The sequence below is a fragment of the Sphingomonas arvum genome (genome assembly GCF_026013565.1).
GTDB lineage: Bacteria > Pseudomonadota > Alphaproteobacteria > Sphingomonadales > Sphingomonadaceae > Sphingomicrobium > Sphingomicrobium arvum.
The window spans coordinates 567,748-589,647 of record NZ_JAPDOB010000001.1 but is presented as its reverse complement, the minus strand read 5'-3'; the positions used below and the strand labels follow the sequence as shown (position 1 = coordinate 589,647).

At 66.3% G+C, this 21,900-nt stretch carries 20 protein-coding genes and 1 tRNA gene; 14 read left to right on the top strand and 7 right to left on the bottom strand.

Features of this window, described 5'->3' with window-relative positions:
• Positions 1-43 precede the first annotated feature (43 nt).
• Complete coding sequence (locus tag OMW55_RS02855; protein ID WP_264880668.1) at positions 44-193, bottom strand: hypothetical protein; 150 nt, start codon at positions 191-193, stop codon at positions 44-46.
• 122 nt (positions 194-315) lie between these two features.
• Here OMW55_RS02855 and purS point away from each other — a divergent pair, with 122 nt between their 5' ends.
• Together purS and purQ are read left to right on the top strand one after the other, a co-directional pair.
• Entirely contained in the window at positions 316-549 is a 234-nt protein-coding gene (gene purS / locus OMW55_RS02850) for a phosphoribosylformylglycinamidine synthase subunit PurS (protein ID WP_264880667.1), read from the top strand.
• A 4-nt stretch (positions 550-553) separates the two neighbouring features.
• A complete protein-coding gene (gene purQ / locus OMW55_RS02845; protein WP_264880665.1) occupies positions 554-1,222 on the top strand; it encodes a phosphoribosylformylglycinamidine synthase subunit PurQ in 669 nt (222 codons plus the stop codon).
• Here purQ and OMW55_RS02840 read toward each other — a convergent pair.
• Positions 1,219-1,428 (bottom strand): hypothetical protein, encoded by a 210-nt coding sequence (locus tag OMW55_RS02840; protein WP_264880664.1) that lies wholly within the window; start codon positions 1,426-1,428, stop codon positions 1,219-1,221. The two genes, purQ and OMW55_RS02840, sit on opposite strands and share 4 nt — an antisense overlap.
• A gap of 97 nt (positions 1,429-1,525) precedes the next feature.
• Between OMW55_RS02840 and OMW55_RS02835 the strand changes: the two genes are divergently transcribed.
• Positions 1,526-1,602, top strand: a tRNA-Arg gene (locus OMW55_RS02835).
• 70 nt (positions 1,603-1,672) lie between these two features.
• On the opposite strand, the gene OMW55_RS02830 is transcribed toward OMW55_RS02835, so the two are convergent.
• Complete coding sequence (locus tag OMW55_RS02830) at positions 1,673-2,557, bottom strand: LysR family transcriptional regulator (RefSeq protein ID WP_264880662.1); 885 nt, start codon at positions 2,555-2,557, stop codon at positions 1,673-1,675.
• Positions 2,558-2,624: 67 nt separating this feature from the next.
• Between OMW55_RS02830 and OMW55_RS02825 the strand changes: the two genes are divergently transcribed.
• The 5 genes from OMW55_RS02825 to OMW55_RS02805 all read left to right on the top strand — a co-directional run bounded on the left by OMW55_RS02825 (position 2,625) and on the right by OMW55_RS02805 (position 9,861).
• Positions 2,625-3,959: a proton-conducting transporter transmembrane domain-containing protein gene (locus tag OMW55_RS02825; protein WP_264880661.1), complete on the top strand. Its 1,335-nt coding sequence runs from the start codon at positions 2,625-2,627 to the stop codon at positions 3,957-3,959.
• Positions 3,960-3,973: 14 nt separating this feature from the next.
• Positions 3,974-6,400, top strand: coding sequence for a DUF2309 domain-containing protein (locus tag OMW55_RS02820; RefSeq protein ID WP_264880659.1), 2,427 nt, complete (start codon positions 3,974-3,976; stop codon positions 6,398-6,400).
• A gap of 156 nt (positions 6,401-6,556) precedes the next feature.
• Positions 6,557-6,757: a hypothetical protein gene (locus OMW55_RS02815; RefSeq protein ID WP_264880657.1), complete on the top strand. Its 201-nt coding sequence runs from the start codon at positions 6,557-6,559 to the stop codon at positions 6,755-6,757.
• Entirely contained in the window at positions 6,750-6,905 is a 156-nt protein-coding gene (locus tag OMW55_RS02810; protein ID WP_264880656.1) for a hypothetical protein, read from the top strand. Before OMW55_RS02815 ends, OMW55_RS02810 begins: the two co-directional genes overlap by 8 nt.
• Positions 6,906-7,215: 310 nt before the next feature.
• A complete protein-coding gene (locus tag OMW55_RS02805; RefSeq protein ID WP_264880655.1) occupies positions 7,216-9,861 on the top strand; it encodes a PAS domain S-box protein in 2,646 nt (881 codons plus the stop codon).
• On the opposite strand, the gene OMW55_RS02800 is transcribed toward OMW55_RS02805, so the two are convergent.
• On the bottom strand, positions 9,850-10,275 hold the full coding sequence (locus OMW55_RS02800; RefSeq protein WP_264880654.1) for a globin family protein: 426 nt from the start codon (positions 10,273-10,275) through the stop codon (positions 9,850-9,852). The two genes, OMW55_RS02805 and OMW55_RS02800, sit on opposite strands and share 12 nt — an antisense overlap.
• A 118-nt stretch (positions 10,276-10,393) precedes the next feature.
• Here OMW55_RS02800 and OMW55_RS02795 point away from each other — a divergent pair, with 118 nt between their 5' ends.
• Entirely contained in the window at positions 10,394-11,101 is a 708-nt protein-coding gene (locus OMW55_RS02795) for a response regulator (protein WP_264880652.1), read from the top strand.
• 73 nt (positions 11,102-11,174) lie between these two features.
• Here the strand turns inward: OMW55_RS02795 and OMW55_RS02790 are convergent, their stop codons facing one another.
• From OMW55_RS02790 to OMW55_RS02780, 3 genes are read right to left on the bottom strand one after another with little or no spacing between them, the layout of a single operon-like run.
• Positions 11,175-12,761, bottom strand: coding sequence for an FAD-dependent oxidoreductase (locus OMW55_RS02790; RefSeq protein WP_264880651.1), 1,587 nt, complete (start codon positions 12,759-12,761; stop codon positions 11,175-11,177).
• 56 nt (positions 12,762-12,817) lie between these two features.
• Positions 12,818-14,149, bottom strand: coding sequence for an ABC1 kinase family protein (locus tag OMW55_RS02785; RefSeq protein WP_264880649.1), 1,332 nt, complete (start codon positions 14,147-14,149; stop codon positions 12,818-12,820).
• Complete coding sequence (locus OMW55_RS02780) at positions 14,146-14,505, bottom strand: thiol-disulfide oxidoreductase DCC family protein (RefSeq protein WP_264880647.1); 360 nt, start codon at positions 14,503-14,505, stop codon at positions 14,146-14,148. The genes OMW55_RS02785 and OMW55_RS02780 overlap by 4 nt, the downstream gene beginning before the upstream one ends.
• 133 nt (positions 14,506-14,638) lie before the next feature.
• Between OMW55_RS02780 and OMW55_RS02775 the strand changes: the two genes are divergently transcribed.
• From OMW55_RS02775 to OMW55_RS02755, 5 genes are all read left to right on the top strand, one after another.
• Positions 14,639-15,250: a TetR/AcrR family transcriptional regulator gene (locus tag OMW55_RS02775; protein ID WP_264880646.1), complete on the top strand. Its 612-nt coding sequence runs from the start codon at positions 14,639-14,641 to the stop codon at positions 15,248-15,250.
• A gap of 293 nt (positions 15,251-15,543) precedes the next feature.
• Positions 15,544-15,972, top strand: coding sequence for a hypothetical protein (locus OMW55_RS02770; protein WP_264880645.1), 429 nt, complete (start codon positions 15,544-15,546; stop codon positions 15,970-15,972).
• Positions 15,969-17,246 (top strand): efflux RND transporter periplasmic adaptor subunit, encoded by a 1,278-nt coding sequence (locus OMW55_RS02765; protein WP_264880644.1) that lies wholly within the window; start codon positions 15,969-15,971, stop codon positions 17,244-17,246. Before OMW55_RS02770 ends, OMW55_RS02765 begins: the two co-directional genes overlap by 4 nt.
• Positions 17,247-17,289: 43 nt before the next feature.
• Entirely contained in the window at positions 17,290-20,466 is a 3,177-nt protein-coding gene (locus OMW55_RS02760; RefSeq protein WP_264880642.1) for an efflux RND transporter permease subunit, read from the top strand.
• A gap of 11 nt (positions 20,467-20,477) precedes the next feature.
• Positions 20,478-21,869, top strand: coding sequence for an efflux transporter outer membrane subunit (locus OMW55_RS02755; protein ID WP_264880641.1), 1,392 nt, complete (start codon positions 20,478-20,480; stop codon positions 21,867-21,869).
• Positions 21,870-21,900: the final 31 nt, after the last annotated feature.

Genomic DNA, 21,900 nt, shown 5'->3' with positions numbered 1-21,900 from the left:
CCTGCGGGCAAGCGGTCCGTCAATGGTTACCGCGGACGGGAGCTCAGCCGCGCGCCTTGTAGCCGCACACGGCACCGAGCAGGAAACAGATCACCAGCGTCATCTGCACGTTGCCGCTGGCGCCCTCCCATGCGCCGTAGTTCTTGCCCAGGAACACGATCGTGGCGAAGAACGCCAAGGCGATGAAGCTCACGTCCACCCTCCGCTTTTGCGCTCCTCCTGCGCCGGCATTGGTGAACAGCTGGTAAAACTTGCCACCGTCCCGGGGCCGCGCCATAGCCCGGCCGAACCCAACAGCCGCGGCGAGGACTCGAAGTGAAAGCGCGTGTGTTCGTCACCCTGAAGTCCGGCGTCCTCGATCCCCAGGGCAAAGCGATTCACCATGCCTTGGAAGGCCTCGGCTTTGCTGGCGTGAACGACGTGCGCGCGGGCAAGCTCATCGAGTTGGACCTCGCCGAGGGAACCCCGCAGGCGGTGATCGAGGACATGTGCCGCAAGCTGCTGGCCAACACTGTGATTGAGAATTTTCGCATCGAGCAGGTGGGCTGAGATCATGAGGAGCGCGGTGGTTGTCTTTCCCGGCTCCAACTGCGACCGTGACCTGGCCGTCGCCTTTGAACAGGTTGGCGGCACGAAGCCGGCGCTGGTCTGGCACGCGGAAACGGAATTGCCGGACGGACTGGACGTGATCGGGGTACCCGGCGGTTTCTCCTATGGCGACTATCTTCGGTCGGGCGCCATGGCCGCGCGCTCGCCGGTGATGCGGGCGGTTGCCGATGCGGCGGCGCGCGGCGTCCCTGTGATCGGCATTTGCAACGGCTTTCAAATCCTGACGGAGGCCGGCCTGTTGCCGGGCGCGCTGATGCGCAATGCGGAACTCGCCTACATCTGCCGTCCCGTCGGACTGGTAGTGGAGAACAGCCAGTCGCTGTTCACCAGTCGCTACGAAGCGGGTGAGCGGATCACGGTGCCGATCGCCCACCATGACGGCAATTACCAAGCCGACGCCGACACGCTCGACCGTCTGGAAGGCGATGGCCGAGTCGCCTTCCGCTACGCCGAAGGTTGCAACGGCTCAGCCCGCAACATCGCCGGCATCGTCAATGCGAACGGCAACGTGCTCGGCATGATGCCCCACCCCGAACGTGCGCTGGAGCCGGCCCACGGCAACACCGATGGCCGGCGCTTGTTCGAAGGATTGTTCGAGCGAGTCGGCGCCTAGCGCTTAATCGGCAGTTCGCGGCAGCCACTGACGGCTGGCGGCGCAGCGCATACGAACAGCCGGTCGGGACCAGGCGTGTCCAGCACCACGGTGCGCCTTTCCAGGCTCATCGGATCCGTCATAACGACGATGGTCGTGGCGGAAGCAACGTTCGGCACGACAACAAGACCCGATGCCAGCGCTAGCCGCAGCAATGTCCAACGCACGGTCACTCTCCCCTGAAACGCCAGATGGCAGCTCCGGCGTTGAACGGAAGATGAATGACTTTCGCTTGGCTTGGCAAGCGATTAGATCGGTCCGCGGGCGCCCGTAGCTCAGTTGGATAGAGCACGAGCCTTCTAAGCTTGTGGTCGCAGGTTCGAATCCTGCCGGGCGCGCCACTTACTCAGATCCGCCGCAGTGTACCGTCTTAATCCGGGCACCTTCCATCCGGTTTCCAGAAGAGGCGCTTCAGTGGCTGAGCGCGTCTCGAATATGCTGAGCTAAGCGCCGCGCCGGTTCTGCCGGTGCATGCGCCACGAGCAATGCGACCTCCGTGTCGTGCAGCGCAGGAAGCATTGCCGCGGGCGACACTGGCTCGAGCCCTGCCGGGATCATGTTCTGCGGAAGAACGGTTATTCCTAAACCAGCTCTGACTGCTGATTGAGCACCCGCCAAGCTTGTTGAAGTGTAGGCTACGCGCCAGCGGCGCCCAATGGCGTTCAGCGCATCGCACGCGCGCTTGCGGTAGACGCAGGGAGTAGGCGAGACCACCAGCGGCAGCGGATCGATCTCCCGGATCGGAAATGACGGTCGGGCAACCCATAGCAGCGCTTCACGCCACACCCGCGCGCCGCCGCCGCTACCTTTGGGCTCCCGCTTGACCAGCACAAGGTCGAAGTCACCCGCGCGAAATCGCTCCAGCAGGTTGAGCGTCAGGTCGCAGGTGACCTCCAGGTCAACCAACGGGTGAGCCTCGGCAAAAGCAGCGAGGACCTGCGGCAAGTGCGCTGTCGCGAAGTCCTCGGGCACACCGAGGCGAACGACGCCGGAGAAATCTGGCTCGGTGATTTTCGCCAGCGTCACGTCGTGTAGGCGGAGCAGTTCGCGAGCCGGACCCAGCAAGCGGTCTCCGTCCGGAGTAAGGGCCAATGACCTCGACGTGCGGTCGAACAGGCTCAGGCCAAGCTGCTCCTCCAGGCGCTTCACCTGGAGGCTGATGGTCGACTGCGTTCGGCCCAGCCGCTCGCCGGCCTTGGTAAAACTACCCTCGGCTGCAATCACCGAGAAGCAGCGCAGCAGGTCCAAGTCCAGGTTGCGGTTCATCAATCCATTTACGCCATCAATGGTTGCCATTTCAACAACTCGTTTGCTCAATGGGAGCTGCAGCAGCAGAGTTGCCGTGGTGTTCGAAGGAGCCGCGATGACGACCGTTGCCATGCACGACCTGCCCCCTTCCATGACGCGGGGTGCAATGCTGACGTTAGGAGTCGGGGCCGTTCTCTTGTGTGGCGCGGCGCTCGGCTTCGGCGGCTTTGATCCGGTCGGCCTGGTCCTCGCCACGCTCACCCTTTTCATCACCACGGTCGTGCTCGCCTTCTCCGAACGTTACATGCGCGCGGACCCAAGGAGAGGCTTGTTCGCGCTTGAGGTTGCCGGGTTCGGCCTGCTGACCGTCTTGCTGGCCTTCCCCACCGACCTCATCACGCTTGGGGTCGCCTGGATTGCCAGCGGCCAGCTGCTGGTCCGTCTGGTGGGGCACCTGTCCAATTGTAAGGAGGCACAGCTTGCTGCCCAGCGCTGCCGACGTTCGTTCATCGTCGGTGACGCGGCTCTGCTTGTCGCCGGTGCGATCCTGGCGCTTGGGACGGGGCATCTGCGGATAGCGTCGGTCGTCGCGGCAGCCGCCGACATGCCGGCCTTGCTGACCTATGTCGTAGGCGCCTTGCTCGTCGTCGCCGTTGCTGTGCGCTGCGCGCTGCTACCTTTCCACCGCTGGCTGCTGGGGTCCATGTCGGCGCCCACACCCGTGTCGGCCTTGATGCACGGGGGTTTCGTCAATGGCGGCGGATTTCTGCTCATCCGCTTCGCCGGGCTGCTCGACCTCGTGCCCGCGGTCCAGTTCGGACTTATTGTGCTTGGAACCGTGTCAGCCCTCTACGGCGGCGCCGTCATGCTGGTCCGACCGGACGTCAAGGGAGCGTTGGCGGGTTCAACCGTGTCGCAGATGGGATTCATGCTCATGACCTGCGGCCTTGGTGCTTACGGCGCGGCCCTCTGGCACCTCGTTGCCCACGGCTTGTTCAAGGCGAGCCTGTTCCTGGGTTCAGGCGCCACCATCGGCATGACCGACCCGCGACAAGCGGCTGTCCGCCGTCCCACCCAGGCCGCGGTCATCGCGCTCACGACCCTCGCAGTTGCGGTCGCGATGGCTGCTCAGGGCACGAGCAACCCCGCACTGATACCGCAACTGCTCGCACTAGCCACCGCGCTCTCGACGCTCAGCCTCGTGCGCAGCTGGCGGACTTGGCCCTACCTGGTGTCCGCCGCAGCGCTGCTGTCGCTCGGACTGGCCGGCGCGCACGCCATGGGTCGCCTGCTGCCGACCGAGCATGCCGCATTCGGCAGTGCCATGCAGTTCGGCGTGCTGGCAGTGCTTCTTGCTGGCTGGGTTGGGCAGCGCCTGATGGCCACCCGCGGCCTGCCCCCAACGGCCTACGTCCGTCTCGTCAACTCCGGCGCCTTACACGCCCGCTGATCAGGAGAATCACGGTGAACAAGCCCGCACCCGCCTCCGCTTTCACAACCCGCCCGACACTGGATGAAACTGCGCGACTTGTGGCGGAAGCCGGCGCGATCGTGCCGCCGCTCTGGCCACTCGAGAGCGCGATCGCCGTCAACCCGCTCGCCGGGTTCGAGGGTCGGCCCTTCACCGAGGCAGTTGTCGAGGCAGCCGATGTTTTGGATGCTCGCACAACTCTGCCGCCCGCCTCTTGGCGCACCCTGATGGCGGGTGGCGCCTTCAGTGAAGCGGCGCTGAAGGAAGCGGCGGTTGAATTCCTCGGAGGCTTCGAGAGGGCTCTACAGCCGATCGGTCCGGACGTTTCGCGCCTCGATCTCCTGATGGCCAGGCTGCGCCAGTCTTCCTCGTCCGAACTCACCAGCGACAAGCGGTATGCAGCGGCTGATGCCCTGGTGGCGAAATGGTGCGGTGCCTTCTTTGCCGAAAAGGCTGCGAACCTGATGCCCAATCGTGGCGCCGGCTTGTTCGGCGCCATTCTTCCGCTGTTGGCCAGGGACCCCGACTTCACCGAGCTCGCCAGCAAGGCCCAGCAACCGCCGTTCAGGCCGACGTCGCTTAGTTTCGATCCGCTCGAGGCGACGCAGCAGAACCTCGCATCACTTGCCCTTTCCAGCGCCAAGCAGAGCGAGCTGATGAAGCGCCTCGTGGCCAGGCTGCCCGGTTGGGCCGGCCACATCCGGTGGCGCAACGAGCATGCGCCCGTGGATTTAGTCCGCAACGCGCCGGCTGGCATGGCCGACCTTCTCGCCCTTTGGACAACGGTCGTGCGAACCGACCCGCGGCTTGCGGAGCTGCCCAACCGAGCCGCAGCAAGAGGCATAGCACCAGACCTCCGCGCCTTCGGCTTCGCTCCCGAGAAGCAACCGTTGACCATCCAGGCACGGCGGTCCCTGAACGACATCGCGTCGCTTGATGAAACGCAACTCGGCCTGATCTTCATGCGGGCGGCGGAACGGCACTATCGCGACCGGCTGGTCAAGCAGCTGCACGTGCAAGCCGCAGCCACGAGCAGGTCTGAGCCAGCGGAGGCGCTGCTGGCTTTCTGCATCGATGTGCGCTCGGAACCGATACGCCGGGCGATCGAGGCAGCGGGCGATTACGAGACGATCGGTTATGCCGGCTTCTTCGGCTTGCCCATTGCCGTGCAGCCCGACGATGGCGGTCCTCTGCGCAAGCAACTGCCGGTCCTGCTGCAGCCGGCCCACGAGCTTCGAGAAGTCATCCCGGCGTCGGCCAAGCGGCCCATCCGAAAGGGTTGGAGCGGTCTGCTCGGCACGTTGAAGGATGGTCTTGCGACAACCTTCACGACCGCCGAGGCCAGCGGGATTCCCGCTGCGCTCTCCATGTTGCTTCGCACCTTCGCGCCAGCAAGACACCGCCAGGGTGATGAGCCCACTGAAATCGACCTGGACGTGCCAGTCGTGGCACAGGTCGAATATGCGAAGGGGCTGTTCACTCTTACCGGCCTGAAAGAAGTCACTTCCCGTCTGTTCGTGCTGGTGGGCCATGCCGGACGTGCGGTGAACAACCCCTACCTCTCAGCACTGCATTGTGGTGCTTGCGGCGGTCATCCCGGCGGTCAGAATGCCCGTCTGCTCGCGACCATCCTGAACAGGCCGGCGGTTCGTGAGGGCTTGGCTGCCGAGGGTTTCAGGATCGCCGTGGACACCCTGTTTGTCGCGGCGGAGCATGACACGACGTGCGACGACGTGCTGCTGCTCGACCGTGAGCGCTTGCCGGCCACTCACCAGCAGGACGTCGCCAAGTTGTTGCGCTCGCTCGAAGCAGCCGGTGCCAAGTGCCGTGATATCCGAAGCAAGAAGCTTGGATGCGCCCCCGGGGACCTTGCCGTCGGTGCGGCGCATTGGGGCGAAGTGCGGCCGGAATGGGGCCTCGCCGGCAACGCGGCGTTCGTTGTCGGCCCGAGAAGCCTGACCAAGAACCTCGACCTGGATGGCCGCGCATTCCTCCACAGCTATGACTGGCGCACTGATCCGGACGGCACCTCACTGACCACGATCCTGACCGCGCCGATGGTCGTCGCGCAATGGATCAACTGCCAGTATCTGTTCGCTACGGTCGACAACGACCGCTTCGGCGCTGGCGACAAGATCGTGCACAACGTGCTCGGGGGAATCGGTGTGGTGCAAGGCAACGGCGGGGACCTGCGGGTCGGGCTGCCGCGGCAATCGCTGTTCCACGACGCCGGCTTGCCGTTCCATGTGCCGCAACGCCTGCTGACCATCGTCCATGCCCCGATCGACCGAATCGAGACGGTGATCGACCGCAACCCTGTGCTGCAAAGGTTGTTTGACAATGAATGGGTGCTGTTGGTGTCGGTCGATCCCGTGAGCGGTAAGTCCGAGCGCTACGTGCCGCTGTGTACCGTTGACTAGGCGACCGCAGGCAAGTTCGTGGCAAGGAAGCGGCAAGTAGGTCGCTTCCTGCTACAATTGAAACAAAGCAGCGCGTTCGGCAGCATATCGCTGCAACGTCGCTCCCCCAAATGGCTGCCATCAAACGAACAGCCTACGACCAAGGGGAGCATTACCATGAACAGCCACAACAATTCGCCCGCAGCCCTGCGCAGGACCGCGATCGTGTTCGCTTCGCTCTGCTGCTCGGCCACCGCGATCGGCGCCGCCGCGCCGCTATTCGCGTCAAGCTCGGACCTGTCCGTCGCGACATCGCACTCCATCGTGACTGGCGGGACCACCATCGCCCACGCGGCGCGGGACAGCAAAGATGCATAATCTCGAGCACACCAGGCCAGCACGGGCGGGCCAGTCCCACGGGATGACCGCCAAGCTGTACGCCATGATGGTCGGCATCGCGCTTCTCACCTTCGCTATCTTGGTGGCTGGGTACGAGATGCTTCCGGCCGACCAGACCTTTGCCTGAGCGCCTGCAGTCGCGCCGGCTTGCGCCGGCGAACGACGGCCTATCGAACAGGAACGCTGAAATGTCGTTTTTCAACTTGGTGGACAAGCTGGCAGCTCACCCGTTCGCGATCGTGTTCGCGAGCTTCGTGGCAACGTCGCTTTTCATTGTCCGGAGCTGGTGAACCTGGCTCGGAGCCATGCGCCGCGGTCCAGCAGCCGCCTGAAGTGACCGCCCCGTCACGCCGCCGCTCCAGCCAGAAATCGCGAGAGGTCCGTTTCAGCCGGTGGCGCCTCATGCTAGGAGCTTGTTAGCTCAGGGGCTGCAATAAATGGCTGAAGATACTGAAGCGATGCTGGCATCCGTCTTTGCCGCTTCGCTCGACTGCATCGTGGTGATTGACGAGCAGGGCATCGTGCTCGAGTTCAACCCCGCCGCCGAAGCCGCCTTCGGCTACTCGCGCGAGGAGGCACTCGGCAGCCCGATTGCCGAGTTGATCGTTCCGCCGCACCACCGACATGCCCACGACAGCGGCCTCGCGCGCTATGTCGGCGGAGGTGAGCCGCGCGTCGTGGGCAAGCGCGTGAACGTCCAAGCCATGCGGTCGGACGGGTCGATCTTCCCGGCGGAACTTGCCCTCACTGAAGCGCGTACGCCATCAGGCAAGAGGATTTTCACGGCCTCGGTCCGCGACCTGACCGAGCAGAGGGAAACCGAAGATTCGCTGCGTGAAAGCGAGGCTCGGCTTGAAGCATTCTTCAAGCACGCCCCAGCGGCCATGTACTTGAAGTCCACCGACGGCCGCTACGAGCGGGTCAACGACTATACCGGCACGATGATGGGGCAGCCGGCCTCCGTGCTCATCGGCGGGGATGCCAGGAACGTTGTCAGGGCTGACGAGGCAGACGAGGTGACCGAACTCGATCGGCAGGTCCTCGAGACGGGCCAGCCGCTGGTCACCGAGCAGACGTTCCACATCCGCGACCGGGTCACCCACGTCGTTTCGACGCGCTTTCCGATCCGCGATCTCCACGGGGAGATCACGCACATCGGCGTGGTGCTGATCGACGTCACCGATCGCGTCGAAGCAGAGAGGAAGCTCCGGGACAGCGAAGCGAAGCTGACCGGGTTCCTCGATCACGCCCCTGCGGCGATGTACCTGAAGGACGAGGACGGGCGCTTCGTCCTCGTGAACCGATTCCTCGCGGATCGGTTCGAGACCACGCCGGAGGCCCTCATCGGCCTTCGCCCGATGGACCTGATCGATCCGGCGGCAGCGGAAGAGCTGGCCAGGACCGATCGGCTGATCCGGGAGACAGGCGAGCCCCAGATCAGGGAAAGCGAGTTCAAGACTAGCATCGGGCTCCGATCGGGACTGAGCATCCGCTTCCCGGTCAAGGACGAGGATGGCGCGCACCGTTATATCGGCGGAGTCATCCTGGACACGACCGACCGGATCGCCGCCGAGCGCCGCCTGCGCGCCAGCGAGGCACGGCTGGCAGCCTTCATGCAGCACGCGCCGCTGACTATGTTCCTGAAGGATGCCGAAGGCCGCTACCTGCTGGTGAACCAACAGGCTGCTACCAACCTCGGTTTGTCCATCGACCAGATCATCGGGAAGACAGCGGAGGAGGTCGCTCCACCCGAAGTCGCGATTGCCGGCTCCGCCCTCGAACGCGACGTTCTCGCAGCGGGCATACCGCGCACCGATGAGCAGGTCTTCGACCTAGCCGTGGGGCGGGTCTACGGCCTCAATACGCGTTTCCCGGTACCGGACGAAACCGGCGCGCTCACGCAGATAGGCGGCGTCTATGTCGATATCACGGCCCAGAAGGTGGCCGAGGAGGCGCTGATTCGATCGCGCGAGGCGCTGGTGCAGTCGGAGAAGCTGACCGCATTGGGCTCGCTGCTCGCCGGGGTCAGCCATGAGCTCAACAACCCTCTGGCAGTTGTCGTCGGCGAGGCGATCCTGCTGGAGGAAGATGCGGAGGACACGCCATTCGCCGCCAGCGCGCGGCGCATCCGCAAATCGGCGGACCGCTGCTCCCGGATCGTGCAGACGTTCCTCGCCATGGCCCGACAGCGGCCGCCCGAACGCGTTCGCCTGGACGTGGAATCGGTTGCCCGTGCTGCGGTCGAGCTCACCCATTACGGCATGCGCAGCAACGGCATCAGGGTCAGCACCGAGTTCGAGGCCGGGCTGCCGCCGGTCGCGGCGGACAATGATCAGCTCCACCAGGTGCTCGTGAACCTGCTGATCAACGCCCAGCAGGCGCTGCAGGAAGTCGACAAGGTGCGCGAGATCCGGGTTTCGACCCACTACAACCCGGAAAAGGAACGCGTCTGCATCAAGGTCGCGGACAATGGCCCCGGTATTCCGCCCGACATCGCGCGCCGCATCTTCGAGCCATTCTTCACGACGAAGCCGCAGGGCGCGGGAACGGGCATCGGCCTGTCCTTCAGCCACGGGGTAATCGAGGCGCATGGGGGCAACCTGCTGCTCGAAAACAGCGAGGAGGGTGCGACATTCCTGATTGAATTGCCGGTCAACGCCGCGCCAGAAGCAACGGCGCCCCCACCGGTCACGAAGACACCTGCTCGGGTGGGCAAAGCCATGGTCGTCGACGACGAGCCCGAGCTTGCGGACTCGCTCGCCCGTTTCCTCGAGCGCGAGGGATACGGCTGCACGGTAGTGAACAGCGGCCGCGAGGCGATCGAGCTGGCAACCGCTCAGGAGTTCGACATCATTCTGTCTGACCTCAGGATGCCGGATGTCGACGGACCGACGCTGTTGAAGTGGCTTGCCGCCAATCGACCCCGGATGGCCAGCCGCCTTGGTTACGTCACCGGCGACACGCTGGGGCCGGCCGCGGTCCGTTTCCTCGGCGACGCGGGGCGGCCCTTCATCGAGAAGCCGTTCAGCCGCCAGAGCATCCGCGACCTGCTGGCCGAGCTGGCCGGCGACTCAGGCGGCTAAATCGCGCCACTCTCGCGCGGCCCGGATCATGCGACCGCTGAGGATCGTGTAGGCATAGCCCCAGGCCCGTTCCGTACGTTCGTCGAAGCTGACGCCGAGGCATTCGCGGAGCGTTTCAATGAGCGCCTCTCCGACAATCGCGTAATGCTCGTCCCGGACGCCGTAACCGACGTGGCGCTGCGCCAGATAGTCCACCGAGTCGAGCAGCGGTCCGAGATCGTCGAAGTTGCGGACGATCGTAACAAGCACCTGCATCAGCTTGCGGCCCTGCTCAGCGAGATCGTTCTTGAACAGCGCACGGGTCTCCGGCGCCAATACAAAAAGGCGTTCGTAGAAGATCGCCGCAGCCTCTGTTCGCCGCGGGACGATGAGCGCGAAGCTGTCTTGCACCAGGTCAATCTGAAGAGGCGTCATCACGAGCTCCGTGCCGTCCGTTCTAGAAGCCTTCTGGCGGAGCCTGGTCCCTGTTGGATGTTGTGAGAGGAGTGGTATTGTTTCAATTGTGTCAGTGACTGGCGGGCGGGGGGTTGAGGTGTCGCAGAATGCGCATCTGGTGGTCGTGGACGATGAGCCGGGCATCCGGGAGCTGGTGCAGACCTACCTCTCACGACACGGCTACGCAGTCAGCGCGGTGGACGGGGGCGATGCTCTTCGCGAGCTGATGGCGCAGCGACCGGTCGATCTCGCCATCCTCGACGTGAACATGCCTGGCCAGGATGGGGTCAGCATCGCCCGCGAACTACGCGCGGCCGGGCCGATCGGGATCATCATGCTGACCGCCAACAGCGACTCGGTGGACAAGGTCGTTGGGCTCGAGGTCGGGGCGGACGATTACGTCACCAAGCCGTTCGATCCGCGCGAGTTGCTGGCGAGGGTTCGAAGTGTCCTCCGCCGCGCATCTTCCCACGGCGGGACCCCCGCCACGCTTGGTCGGGAAGTGGCGATCGGCAAGGCTCGGCTGAACTTGGACAGCCGCAAGCTGTTCGCCGCTGACGGCTCGGAATTGCCGATGACCGCGATGGAATTCGACCTGCTGCGAACCTTTGTCGAGCACCCCAACCGCGTGCTTAACCGCGACCAGTTGCTGGAGCTTGCCCACAACAAGGACGCCGACGTGTTCGATCGTTCGATCGACACGCGAATCGTGCGTTTGAGGCAGAAGATCGAGGTAGATCCCCGCCACCCGCAGGCGATCAAGACTGTGCGCGGCGCCGGCTACATGTTTGCCAGCATTCATTGAGCTACAACTCTGCCGGCACTCCTTTGAGCTACAGGTCGGCCTGCCTCCCGCAGGCTGAGTTCCGGTGGAACAGCTAGCCGCCGATGCCGACCGATGCTGGTGGTGGCGCGTGGATGTGGCTCCAGATGGCGCTGACCACTACCGAGCCTTCCCCCACGCTGCTCGCGACCCGCTTGACCGACCCTGAGCGGACGTCGCCGACGGCGAAAACGCCTGGGCAGGAGGTCGCAAAGCTCGAGGAGGCGCCGACCTCCGCTCCGGTGCGGACGAACCCGTGACGGTCGAGCTCGACCAAACCGGACAGCCAGCCGGTATTCGGCGCAGCGCCGATCATGATGAACAGGGCACGACAGTCAATCGCCACGCTGCCTGACGATGTTGCAATCACCACGCGTTCGAGGTGCCCTTCGCCGTCGAGCCGGTGAAGCTGGCTGCCGGTGTGGATGGTGATGCGCGGATCCGCCTCCAGGCGTTCGCGGAGGTAGGCGCTCATAGTCTCGGCCAAGCCGGTGCCGCGAACCAGCACATGGACCTGCTTGGCCACCCGAGACAGGTACATGGCGGCCTGCCCCGCGCTGTTACCTCCTCCGACGACGATCACCTCCGTCTCGGCGCAGAACCGAGCTTCCATCTCGGTCGCGGCATAGTAGATGCCGGCGCCTTCGAATTCCTCCAGCCGATCGATGGGCAAGCGGCGGTACTGAACTCCGGTCGCGACCAGCACCGAGCGCGCGCAGAGTTCTTCACCATCGTCGAGGGTCACGCAGAACCCGTCGCCGTGCCGCGCAAGCTTCTCCACCCGTCGCGGCATGGCGAAGCAGGTGCCGAACTTCATCGCCTGCACTTGTCCACGGAACGTCAGGTCCGCGCCCGAGATGCCGGTCGGAAACCCCATGTAGTTCTCGATCCGCGAGCTGGTGCCCGCCTGACCGCCGATCGCGCTGTCCTCGACCACCAACGCTTTCAAACCTTCGGCTCCGGCATAGACCGCAGCCGCCACCCCGGCCGGCCCCGCGCCAACGATCACTAGGTCGAGTGCGCCGGGAGGCTTGGCTTTGAGGTCGAGCCCGAGATGCCGGGCGACCGCACGCGGCGTCGGATCGACCAGGCGCGTGCCGGACCAGCTGACCTCCGGCTCGCCGTCCCGCTCCTCATGAAAAGGGATGCGGTTGCGATTGAGGAAGCTGGCGACCCGAGCGACGGCCGGGTCGCGCTCGGCTCCGCGAACAACCAGGCTGCTGTCCCCGGCCTCGAAAATGCGCCGCCGTCGGGCTGAGAAGACGGTCAGCACATGATCGCCGATTTCCGGCACGTCGCTCATCAACCGGAGCATGGCGGCCCGCGGTGCCTCAAGCGTGCGGGTCGGGGCGCAGGCGCGCATGGTCAGCGTCATCGGCCCGCCGTTGAGGAACGACAGCTCACCCATGAACTGACCGGGCTTGAGCGTGGCGGCAAGCAGTCGCTTACCGGTCGCCGGATCCGCCACCTCCAGCTCGCCCTCTTCAACCAGAACGAAGCGGTCCAGGGCCTCGCCGGCCTCCAGGACCACCTCGCCGATCCGGTATTCCCGTGACGTCGAGATGGCGCGGATTGCTGCCAGATGCCCCTCCATGAAGGGGCGCGGCGCCATGGTGCTGAGGTCACCGCCGATGCTTTCCATGAGACGCCATGTAAGACGGTGCGCCGGGCAAGCCAACGGTCGTGAACGGGGTCACGCTAGGGTTGCGACAGCGCGGCCCGCGCGAGCGAGCGAACGTCGACCTTCGCTTTCAGGCGCGCGGCAAGCAGTGCAGTCCCGCTGATCTTCCGCTGCGCAAACAGGATGTCCGCGGGTGGCACGTGCCATGCGGCCTTGTCCGCTGCGATCATCATTCCGTGCTGCCGCAGCCCTTCCACGAACCCGCGATCGCCGAAGTCGAATGGTCCAGGGCGATGGAGTTCGCCCAGAATGATGTCGACCAGGGCGCTTACCTCGTTCGAATGGCGTTCAACCGCAGCGCGGCCAAAGAAACCGGCTGTCACCGCCCCCTCGATCAAGGCCGGCCGATCCTCATCAAGGCCGGCCCGCAGCAACCGGCGGTAAGCGTCGCTGGTGGACGCAGAGACTTCCCGAACAGCGCCGAAGTCGAGCAGCACGATCCGGCCTGTGTCGGCCTGGAACCGATAATTGGCGAAGTTCGGGTCCGTTTGCATCACGCCGAACGCGAACAATTCGGCAAGGACCAGCTGGATCAGCCTGGTTGCCGCAAGGTCCCGTTGCTCCTGCGGCATCGTGACCAACGCCTCGATCGGACCGCCATCCACGAAGGTCATGGCCAGGACGCTATCGGTCGTAAACTCGGCGTCGAGCTGTGGAACGAGGAAAGCGGGGTCGTCGGCAAGCAATGTCCCGAAGCGCGTCATCTGCGCGCCCTCGCGGAGGTAGTCGGCCTCGCTCGCCAGCTGGCGCTTTGCTTCGCCAAGCAACGGAGCAAGGTCGAGTTCGGGCGGCAGCAGCCTCGACACCCGCAGGAGCGTGGCGACGTTGTCCACGTCCGCATCGATGCTCTCGCGAACGCCGGGATACTGCACCTTGATGGCGAGCAGGCGCCCGTCGCGGGTCAGTGCCCGGTGCACCTGGCCGATCGAGGCAGCAGCGATCGGCCTGGGCTCGAACCGGGTGAAGCGCTTGCGCCAGTCGCTTCCCCACTGCTTCGCGAGTACTCGCTGCAATTGCTGCGGCGGCATGTGGTGGGCACTGTCGCGCAGCTTCGCGAGCACGGTTGTGAGCTCGTCGGGCAGCAGGTCACCCGCGTCCATGGACAGCATCTGACCGAGCTTCATGGCGGCGCCGCGCAGATGTGACAGGCGGTCGGCAAGCTTGCGCACGTTACCTGGAGTAAGCAGCAGATCGGTCATCCGGGGGCGCTCGCCAGCCGCGAGCCGCCGGGCACCTTCCGTCAGCATGCCACCCGCTACCCCGCCGGCGAGACGTCCGAACTGACCGACCCGGGCGAGCCGCCCGCTTGGCACTGCTCTCGCCTGAGCATCGTCCTCGCGCTCGCTCACCGTTCTACGCCTCCGGCCAACCGCTGCAGCACCGGCCGGACCCGGAGGAACTGTAGATAGCAGCGCTCCAGCAGCCGCAAGACCCACGGGCGCCGGGCAGCGATGCCCAAGGGGCGCAGAACTGGAATAGCGCGCCACATGGCCGCGAAGGCTGCGGCGCCGGAAAGCATTCGGCCATCCTCCATGGCGTGAAAGCGCTGCAGCAACGCGCTGCGGTCCGCGGGGCAATCGGTGGGTGCCAGGCTGCTAAGATCGACGAACCGGATGGCGCCGCCGCGATCCAACCCGCGCATGATCGAGATTTCGCGCCGACACAGCGGGCAAGCGCCATCATACCATACAGTCACGTCGGTCATGGCCGGCATATGGGAGTGAGACGATCATCCCCAACCTGACCTCGGGACGGTGTCGGCAGCAGTCCTCCGTGCACGCCCTTCTCCGCGAACCGCATCTGGACTCCTGGGCCGCAGCAATTATATACCGAACGATATGGAAGGTTCGCTGTCACGCGTCTGCAAGGGCCGACCCCGCGAGTTCGACGTCGATGAGGCGTTGGCGGCGGCGCTGCGCGTGTTCTGGAGCAAGGGCTACGAAGGCACGTCGCTTACGGACCTGACCGATGCAATGGGCATTACCCGCCCCAGCCTCTACGCCGCCTTCGGCAACAAGGAAGCCTTGTTCCGCAAAGCGCTTGACCTCTACGAGCGTGAGAAACTGGCCTACATCGGCGAAGCGCTGGCCGCGCCGACGTCCCGCGGGGTCGCCGAGCGGCTGCTGCGCGGAGCGTTGGAAATGCAGACCAGCGAGTGCGAGCCGCGCGGCTGCCTGCGGGTGATCAGTTCCGTGAGCTGCGGTGCCGAGGCCGAGTCGGTCCGCGCCGACCTGATTGCCCGCCGCGCCTCCTCCCAACAGGCGCTGATCGAGCGCATGGAGCGGGCGAAGGTGGAAGGCGACCTGCCGCCGCACACGGACGTGCAGGGGATCACCAACTACCTCCTCGCGATCCTCCAGGGCATGTCGGTGCAGGCGGGTAGCGGGGCGAGCAAGGCCGAGCTGGAAGAGGTGGTTCGGACCAGCCTCGCGATCTGGCCCGGGAAATAGGGAAAATAAATTCGTACCGGCCGGTACGGAAGTCTTGACCAGAGCTCCTGCACTTTATATACCGCTCAGTATAGAAGCAACGGGGAAGACTCGCTCATGACCATTCACATCGCCGGGCGAAGCAGCGCGCCGTAACGGCGCGGCCCCACCCATCCCATTTGCAGCTGACTGCTTGGACGGCGCCGACCCGCGCCGCGGCCAATGCCGCTGCCTGTGCCCAGTTCATGTCCAACCCCGCCGCGCAGCACTGCTCTGCGGCGCCGGTGGACTGCGTCCATCAGGAGGAAACCCCCATGGCGTCCTTGCCATTGCCCTATGCGCCTACTCAGCCGGCGCGCTACGTGCACTCCGCCGCTCCGACCATCGTGCCGGTCGAAGCTGCTGGATCCGCCCCTGCCCCCGCCCGCCTGTCACCGCTCGAGTGGTCGATCGTTGCGATGGCCGAGCGCGATAATCTGGCCAGCCTTCGTGAGCCCGGCCGTATCGCCGCCGCGCTGGAGAGCCTCTTCGGCCTCACCCGCGCGAACCGGTTGGCTCACCCGCGTCTGGAAGCCTTGCGCCGGGTCGCCGTTCACGCCTGGCGCCATCACTGGAACGTGCCGTCGAGCGAGCTCAAGGCGTTTGTCGCCGAGGGTTTCACCCTCGACCAGTACGAACTTATCCAGGCGAGCATCTCCCGGAGCCGCGAGAGCGCGCCGCGTCGCAGGCGGCTGGGTCGATGAACGTCGTGACCAACCCGGCCGCCGATCCCGCCGCCCAGCCAATCGCTTCACCGGCCGACATAAAGCGGCTGAGCAGGAAACAGAAAGTCGCGATTTTCGCCGCGCCGTTGGCTCTGCTGGCGGGTGTGGCGCTGGTCCGCGGCAGCGGCAGCCCGGTCGAGGCGGCACCGCCACCCGCGACCGTTACTGCCGCTGCTCCGCTGATCCGCCAGATCTCCGAATGGGACGACTATTCGGGCCGATTCGAAGCCAGCCGTTCGGTGGAGGTCCGACCGCGGGTGTCAGGCGCGATCGTGGGCGTGCACTTCCAAGACGGCGCCCTGGTCCGCAAAGGGCAACTGCTCTTCACCATCGACCCGCGTCCGTTCACCGCCGCCCTGGCGGAAGCGCGTGCCGCGGTGCAGGGCGCCCGTAGCGACCTCGCGCTGGCTCGCGCCGACCTCGGCCGCGCCACCCGCCTGCTGGACGTCGATGCGGTGTCGCGAAGCGACGTGGATCGCCTGCGTGCCCGCGTGCAGCAAGCGGAGGCGACCCTCGCCGCCGCCGATGCCCGGGTCCGCTCCCGCGCGCTCGATGTCGGTTTCACGCAGGTCCGAGCGCCAATCACGGGCCGTGTATCCGACCGGCGGATCGACGCCGGCAACCTGGTTTCCGGTGGCGCCGCGGGCGGGGAGGCAACTCTGTTGACCACCATCAACGCGCTCGACCCCATTTACTTCACCTTTGACGCATCCGAGGCGCTGTTCCTCAAGGCCCGGCGGGCTCGTGAAAGCGGCGCCGCACCATCGGCGGTCCTGATTCGGCTGCAGGACGAGACCGACTACCGCTGGCACGGTCGCCTCGACTTCACCGACAATGCGCTGGATACCCGCTCGGGCACCATCCGGCTGCGTGCGGTGGTCGACAACGGTCGGCAGTTCCTGACCCCGGGCATGTTCGGCAACCTGCGCCTTGCCGCCGGCGGCACGACCTCCGCCCTGCTGGTGCCCGACGCAGCGGTGCAGATGGACCAGGCACGGAAGGTCGTCACCGTGGTCGCCCCGGATGGCAGCCTGAGCCCGCGGCCGGTCGTGACCGGTCCCTTGCTGGACGGCCTGCGCGTGGTCCGCTCCGGTCTTGCCACGACCGATCGGGTGGTGATCAGCGGCGCGCAGCTCGCCATGCCGGGCATGAAGGTCAGGGTCCGGCCCGGCGTCATCCGGCCGGTCGCGGCCCCTGCAGCACCGGCCCAACCCAGCCCGCTCACCGGCGAGGCCACGTTCGCGGGCCGCTAGGCGTTCCCTCCTCCTTCCGGCGCCCCGGCGCGGAGATCTCCCCATGCGCATGTCCCGTTTCTTCATCACCCGACCGATCTTCGCCGCGGTGATCGCCGTACTGATCACGGTCATGGGCGGTATCGCCTATTTCGCGCTGCCGGTCTCGCAATATCCTGACATCGTACCGCCAACCGTGACGGTGAACGCCAGCTATCCCGGCGCCTCGGCCGAGACCGTCGCGTCCACCGTCGCCGCTCCGATCGAGCAGGAGATCAATGGCGTCGACAACATGATCTACATGTCGTCGCAGTCGACTGGCGACGGCCGTCTCACGATCACTGTGACGTTCAAGCAGGGCACCGACCTGAACGCCGCACAGGTGCTGGTGCAGAACCGTGTTGCGATCGCCGCGCCGCGCCTGCCGCAAGAGGTGCAGCGGCTCGGCGTCGTCACGCGCAAGACCTCGCCCGACTTCCTGATGGTGGTGAACCTGGTCTCACCCGATCACAGCCTCGATCGTGGCTACATGTCCAACTATGCGCTGGCACAGGTCCGCGACCGCATCGCGCGGCTGGACGGGGTCGGCGATGTGCAGCTGTTCGGCGCCCGCGATTATGCCATGCGCGTCTGGATCGACCCGAACCGCGCCGCCGCGCTGGACCTCACCGCAGGCGAGATCGTCGCCGCACTTCGTGCCCAGAACGTTCAAGTCGCGGCCGGCACGCTCGGGCAGCCGCCCTATGCCACAGGCAGCGCCTACCAGCTCAACGTCGAGACTCAGGGTCGCTTGGCCGATCCGCAGCAGTTCGCCAACGTAATCATCCGCAGCGATGCCAACGGCCGCCAGGTGCGCGTCTCGGATGTCGCCCGGGTCGAGCTCGGCGCCGCCGACTACGCCTCCAACACTTACCTATCGGGCGAGCCGACCGTGCTGCTGGGCGTGTTCCAGCGGCCTGGCTCCAACGCACTGGCAGCCGCGCAGGCGGTGGAGGCGGAGATGAAGAGCGCCTCGCGCAGCTTCCCGCCGGGGCTCGAATATAGGGTGATCTACAATCCGACCGAGTTTATCGCCCAGTCGATCGAAGCGGTTCGCCATACGCTGATCGAGGCCATCGTGCTGGTGGTGCTGGTCATCCTGGTGTTCCTGCAGCGCTGGCGCGCGGCCGTGGTGCCCGTACTGGCCATTCCGGTATCGCTGATCGGCACCTTCGCCGTGCTCCAGCTGGTCGGCTACTCCCTCAACAACCTGTCGCTGTTCGGGCTGGTGCTGGCGATTGGCATCGTGGTCGACGACGCCATCGTCGTGGTCGAGAATGTCGAGCGCAACCTCGCCAAGGGCATGTCGGCGCTCGATGCCGCACGGACCTCTATGGACGAAGTCGGCGGCGCGCTGGTCGCGATCGTGCTGGTGCTGTGCGCCGTGTTCCTACCGACCCTGTTCCTCAACGGGCTGTCCGGCGCCTTCTACCACCAGTTCGCGGTGACCATCTCGGCCGCAACGCTGATCTCATTGCTGCTGTCACTAACCCTGTCGCCGGCGCTTGCAGCCCTGCTGCTGAAGCCGCACGCGCACGAGCCGCCGAGCAACCGGCTGGTCGGCTGGGCGCGCGCCGCAGGTGACGGGTTCAACCGCATGTTCGAACGGTTCAGCGAACGCTATGCCGCGCTGACCCGGCAGCTGGTGCAAGCGCCCAAGCGGATGATGGCGGCCTATGCCGTACTGATCGCCGCCACCGTGGGCCTGTTCTCCATCACGCCCACCGGCTTCATTCCGGCGCAGGACCAGGGCTATTTCCTGACCGTGATTCAGCTCCCGTCCGGCTCCTCGCTGGAACGGACCGACGAGGTGATGCGCAAGGTCGCTTCGCGCATCCTGCCGATCAAGGGCGTGGAAGGCGCGGTCATGCTGGCCGGCTTCGATGGCGCCTCGCAGACGCAGGCGCCGAATGCCGCCGCCGCCTATGTGCCGCTGAAGTCGTTCGAGGAGCGCAAGAAACTCGGCATGTCCCTTCAGGACATCATGGCCGAAGCGCAGAAGCGCACAGCCGACATCAACGAAGCTCGCCTGCTGATCGTCCCGCCGCCGCTGATCCAGGGCATCGGCTCGGCCGGCGGTTACCGGATGGTGGTGCAGGACACCGGCGGCCATAGCTTCCAGGAGCTGTCGGGCCTGTCCTGGGCCTTGATCGGCAAGGCCAACCAGACGCCCGGCCTCAAGCAGGTCTACACCCTGTTCGACATCTCCACGCCCCGAGTGTTCGCCGACATCGACCGGACCAAGGCCGACATGCTCGGCGTCCCGCCGGAGCGCATCTTCGAGGCGTTGCAGGTCTACTTGGGGTCTGCGTTCGCAAACGACTTCAACCTGCTCGGCCGTACTTATCGGGTGACCGCCCAGGCCGACGCACCGTTTCGGGCCAGCGAGGCCGACATCGCCAACCTGCGCGCGCGGTCCAACTCGGGCGCGATGGTGCCGGTCGGGTCGGTTACGACCTTTGAGGACCGCACCGGGCCCTATCGCGTGTCGCGCTACAACGGCTTCCCGGCAGTAGAGATCGATGGCGACACCGCGCCCGGCTACTCGTCCGGCCAGTCGCTGACCGCCATGGAGAAGATCGCCGCCGAGGTGCTGCCCGCCGGCTTCCGGACCGAATGGACCGGCATCGCATATCAGGAGAAGGCTGCTGGAAGCACGTCCGGGCTGGTGTTCGGCATGGCCGTGCTGTTCGTGTTCCTGGTCCTGGCGGCTCAATTCGAAAGCCTAGTCCTGCCGCTGTCAATCATCCTGATCGTACCGATGTGCCTGCTGGCGGCGATGGCGGGCGTGAACCTGCGCGGCATGGACAACAACGTCCTGACGCAGATCGGACTGGTGGTGCTGATCGCGCTCGCGGCCAAGAACGCCATTCTGATCGTGGAGTTCGCGCAGCAGGACGAGGCGGCGGGTATGTCGCCGGTCGAGGCGGCCGTCCGTGCCGCGCGCGATCGCCTGCGGCCCATCCTGATGACCAGCTTCGCCTTCATCCTCGGCTCCCTGCCGCTGTTGGTGGCGGAGGGCGCCGGTGCGGAACTGCGCCAAGCCTTGGGCACCGCCGTATTCTTCGGGATGATCGGCGTGACGGCTTTCGGCCTCATCTTCACGCCGACCTTCTATGTCGTTTGCCGCGGCCTCGCGGATCGCATCGCGCGCCTGCGCCGGCGTTCGGTGCCGCCGCCCGCGCTTGCTCCAGCGGAATGAGGACCCTCACCATGCCAGCTCGTACCCTGTTCGCCGCAGCCTCCGCGCTTGCGCTGGCGGCCTGCACCACCGGCCCGGACTATGTCGCGCGGCCCGTGTCGCCCACCGCCGCCGCGCCCTTCGCGTTGGCGACAGGCGCCGCGGTCTCGCCCGATCAGCCGGTGGGCGACTGGTGGCGGTTGTACCGTGATCCGGTGCTTGACGGACTGGTGCGCGACGCCCTCGCCGCCAACACCGACATCCGAGTGGCTACCGCCCGGCTCGCCCGTGCCCGCGCCTTGCTGCGTGAGACCCGAGCGGCCCGCCAACCGCAAGTCGGCCTGGGTGGAAGCGCGCAATATGGCCGCCCCGCCGGTCCAGCCGCGCCGGGGCAGGGCGGCGCCGACCTGCAGGTGAGCGTCGGGCTCGATGTAGCCTACGAAGCCGACCTGTTCGGCCGCCTGAGCCGCGGAACCGAAGCCGCCCGCGGTGACGTCGCCGCGGCCGCAGCGGATGCGGACGCCGTGCGCGTGGTGGTCGCGGCAGACACCACCCGCGCCTATGCCGACGCGGCCGCCGCCGCCGAGCGCATCGCGGTGGCGGAGCGGATCGTCGCCCTGCTGTCCCGGTCGCTGGCCCTGACCGAGCGCCGCCACCAGGTGGGGCTCGCCACCGGCCTTGATACCGCCCGCATCGCCGCGCTCCGCGATCAGCGCCGGGCGGAGGTGCCGCTACTTGCGGCGGAGCGCACAGCCGCGCTGCTCAGGCTCGCGACCCTGACCGGACGCAGCCCGCGTGAACTGCCTGCGATCGCGGCGGCGCGCACCGCCACCTTCCGGCTCGACCGCCCGATCCCGGTCGGCGACGGGGCAGGCCTGCTCGCCCGCCGCCCGGACGTGCGCGCCGCGGAACGCCGCCTCGCCGCCGCCACCGCCCGCATCGGCGTCGCCACCGCTGACCTCTACCCGCGCATCTCGCTCGGCGGTTCGGTCGGCTCGGCGGCGAGCGGCCTCGGCAACCTGTTCAACCCCGTCAGCTGGCTGGTCGGCCCACTGATTAATTGGACTGCCAACCGCAGCGCCGCCCGCGCCCGCATCGCCGCGGCCCAGGCCGACAGTCAGGCCGCACTTGCGACCTTCGATGGCCAGATCCTGACCGCCTTGGAGGAGACCGAAGGAGCATTGTCGACCTACCAGCGCACGTTGGAACGCCGCGCTGCGCTGGACTCGGCCCGCACGCAGGCCGAGAACGCCGCGCGCATCACCCGCGCGCGCCAGCGTGAGGGTCAGATCGACTCGCTCGAACTGCTCGATGCGGAGCGGACCGCGGCGGATGCCGCGGCGGCCGTCGCCGACGCGGATGCCCGCATAGTGGACGCGCAGATTGACCTCTTCCGCTCGCTTGGCGGCGCCTGGAGCGCATAAAGCTGCAGGGAAGATGACGCCCAGCGGAGGC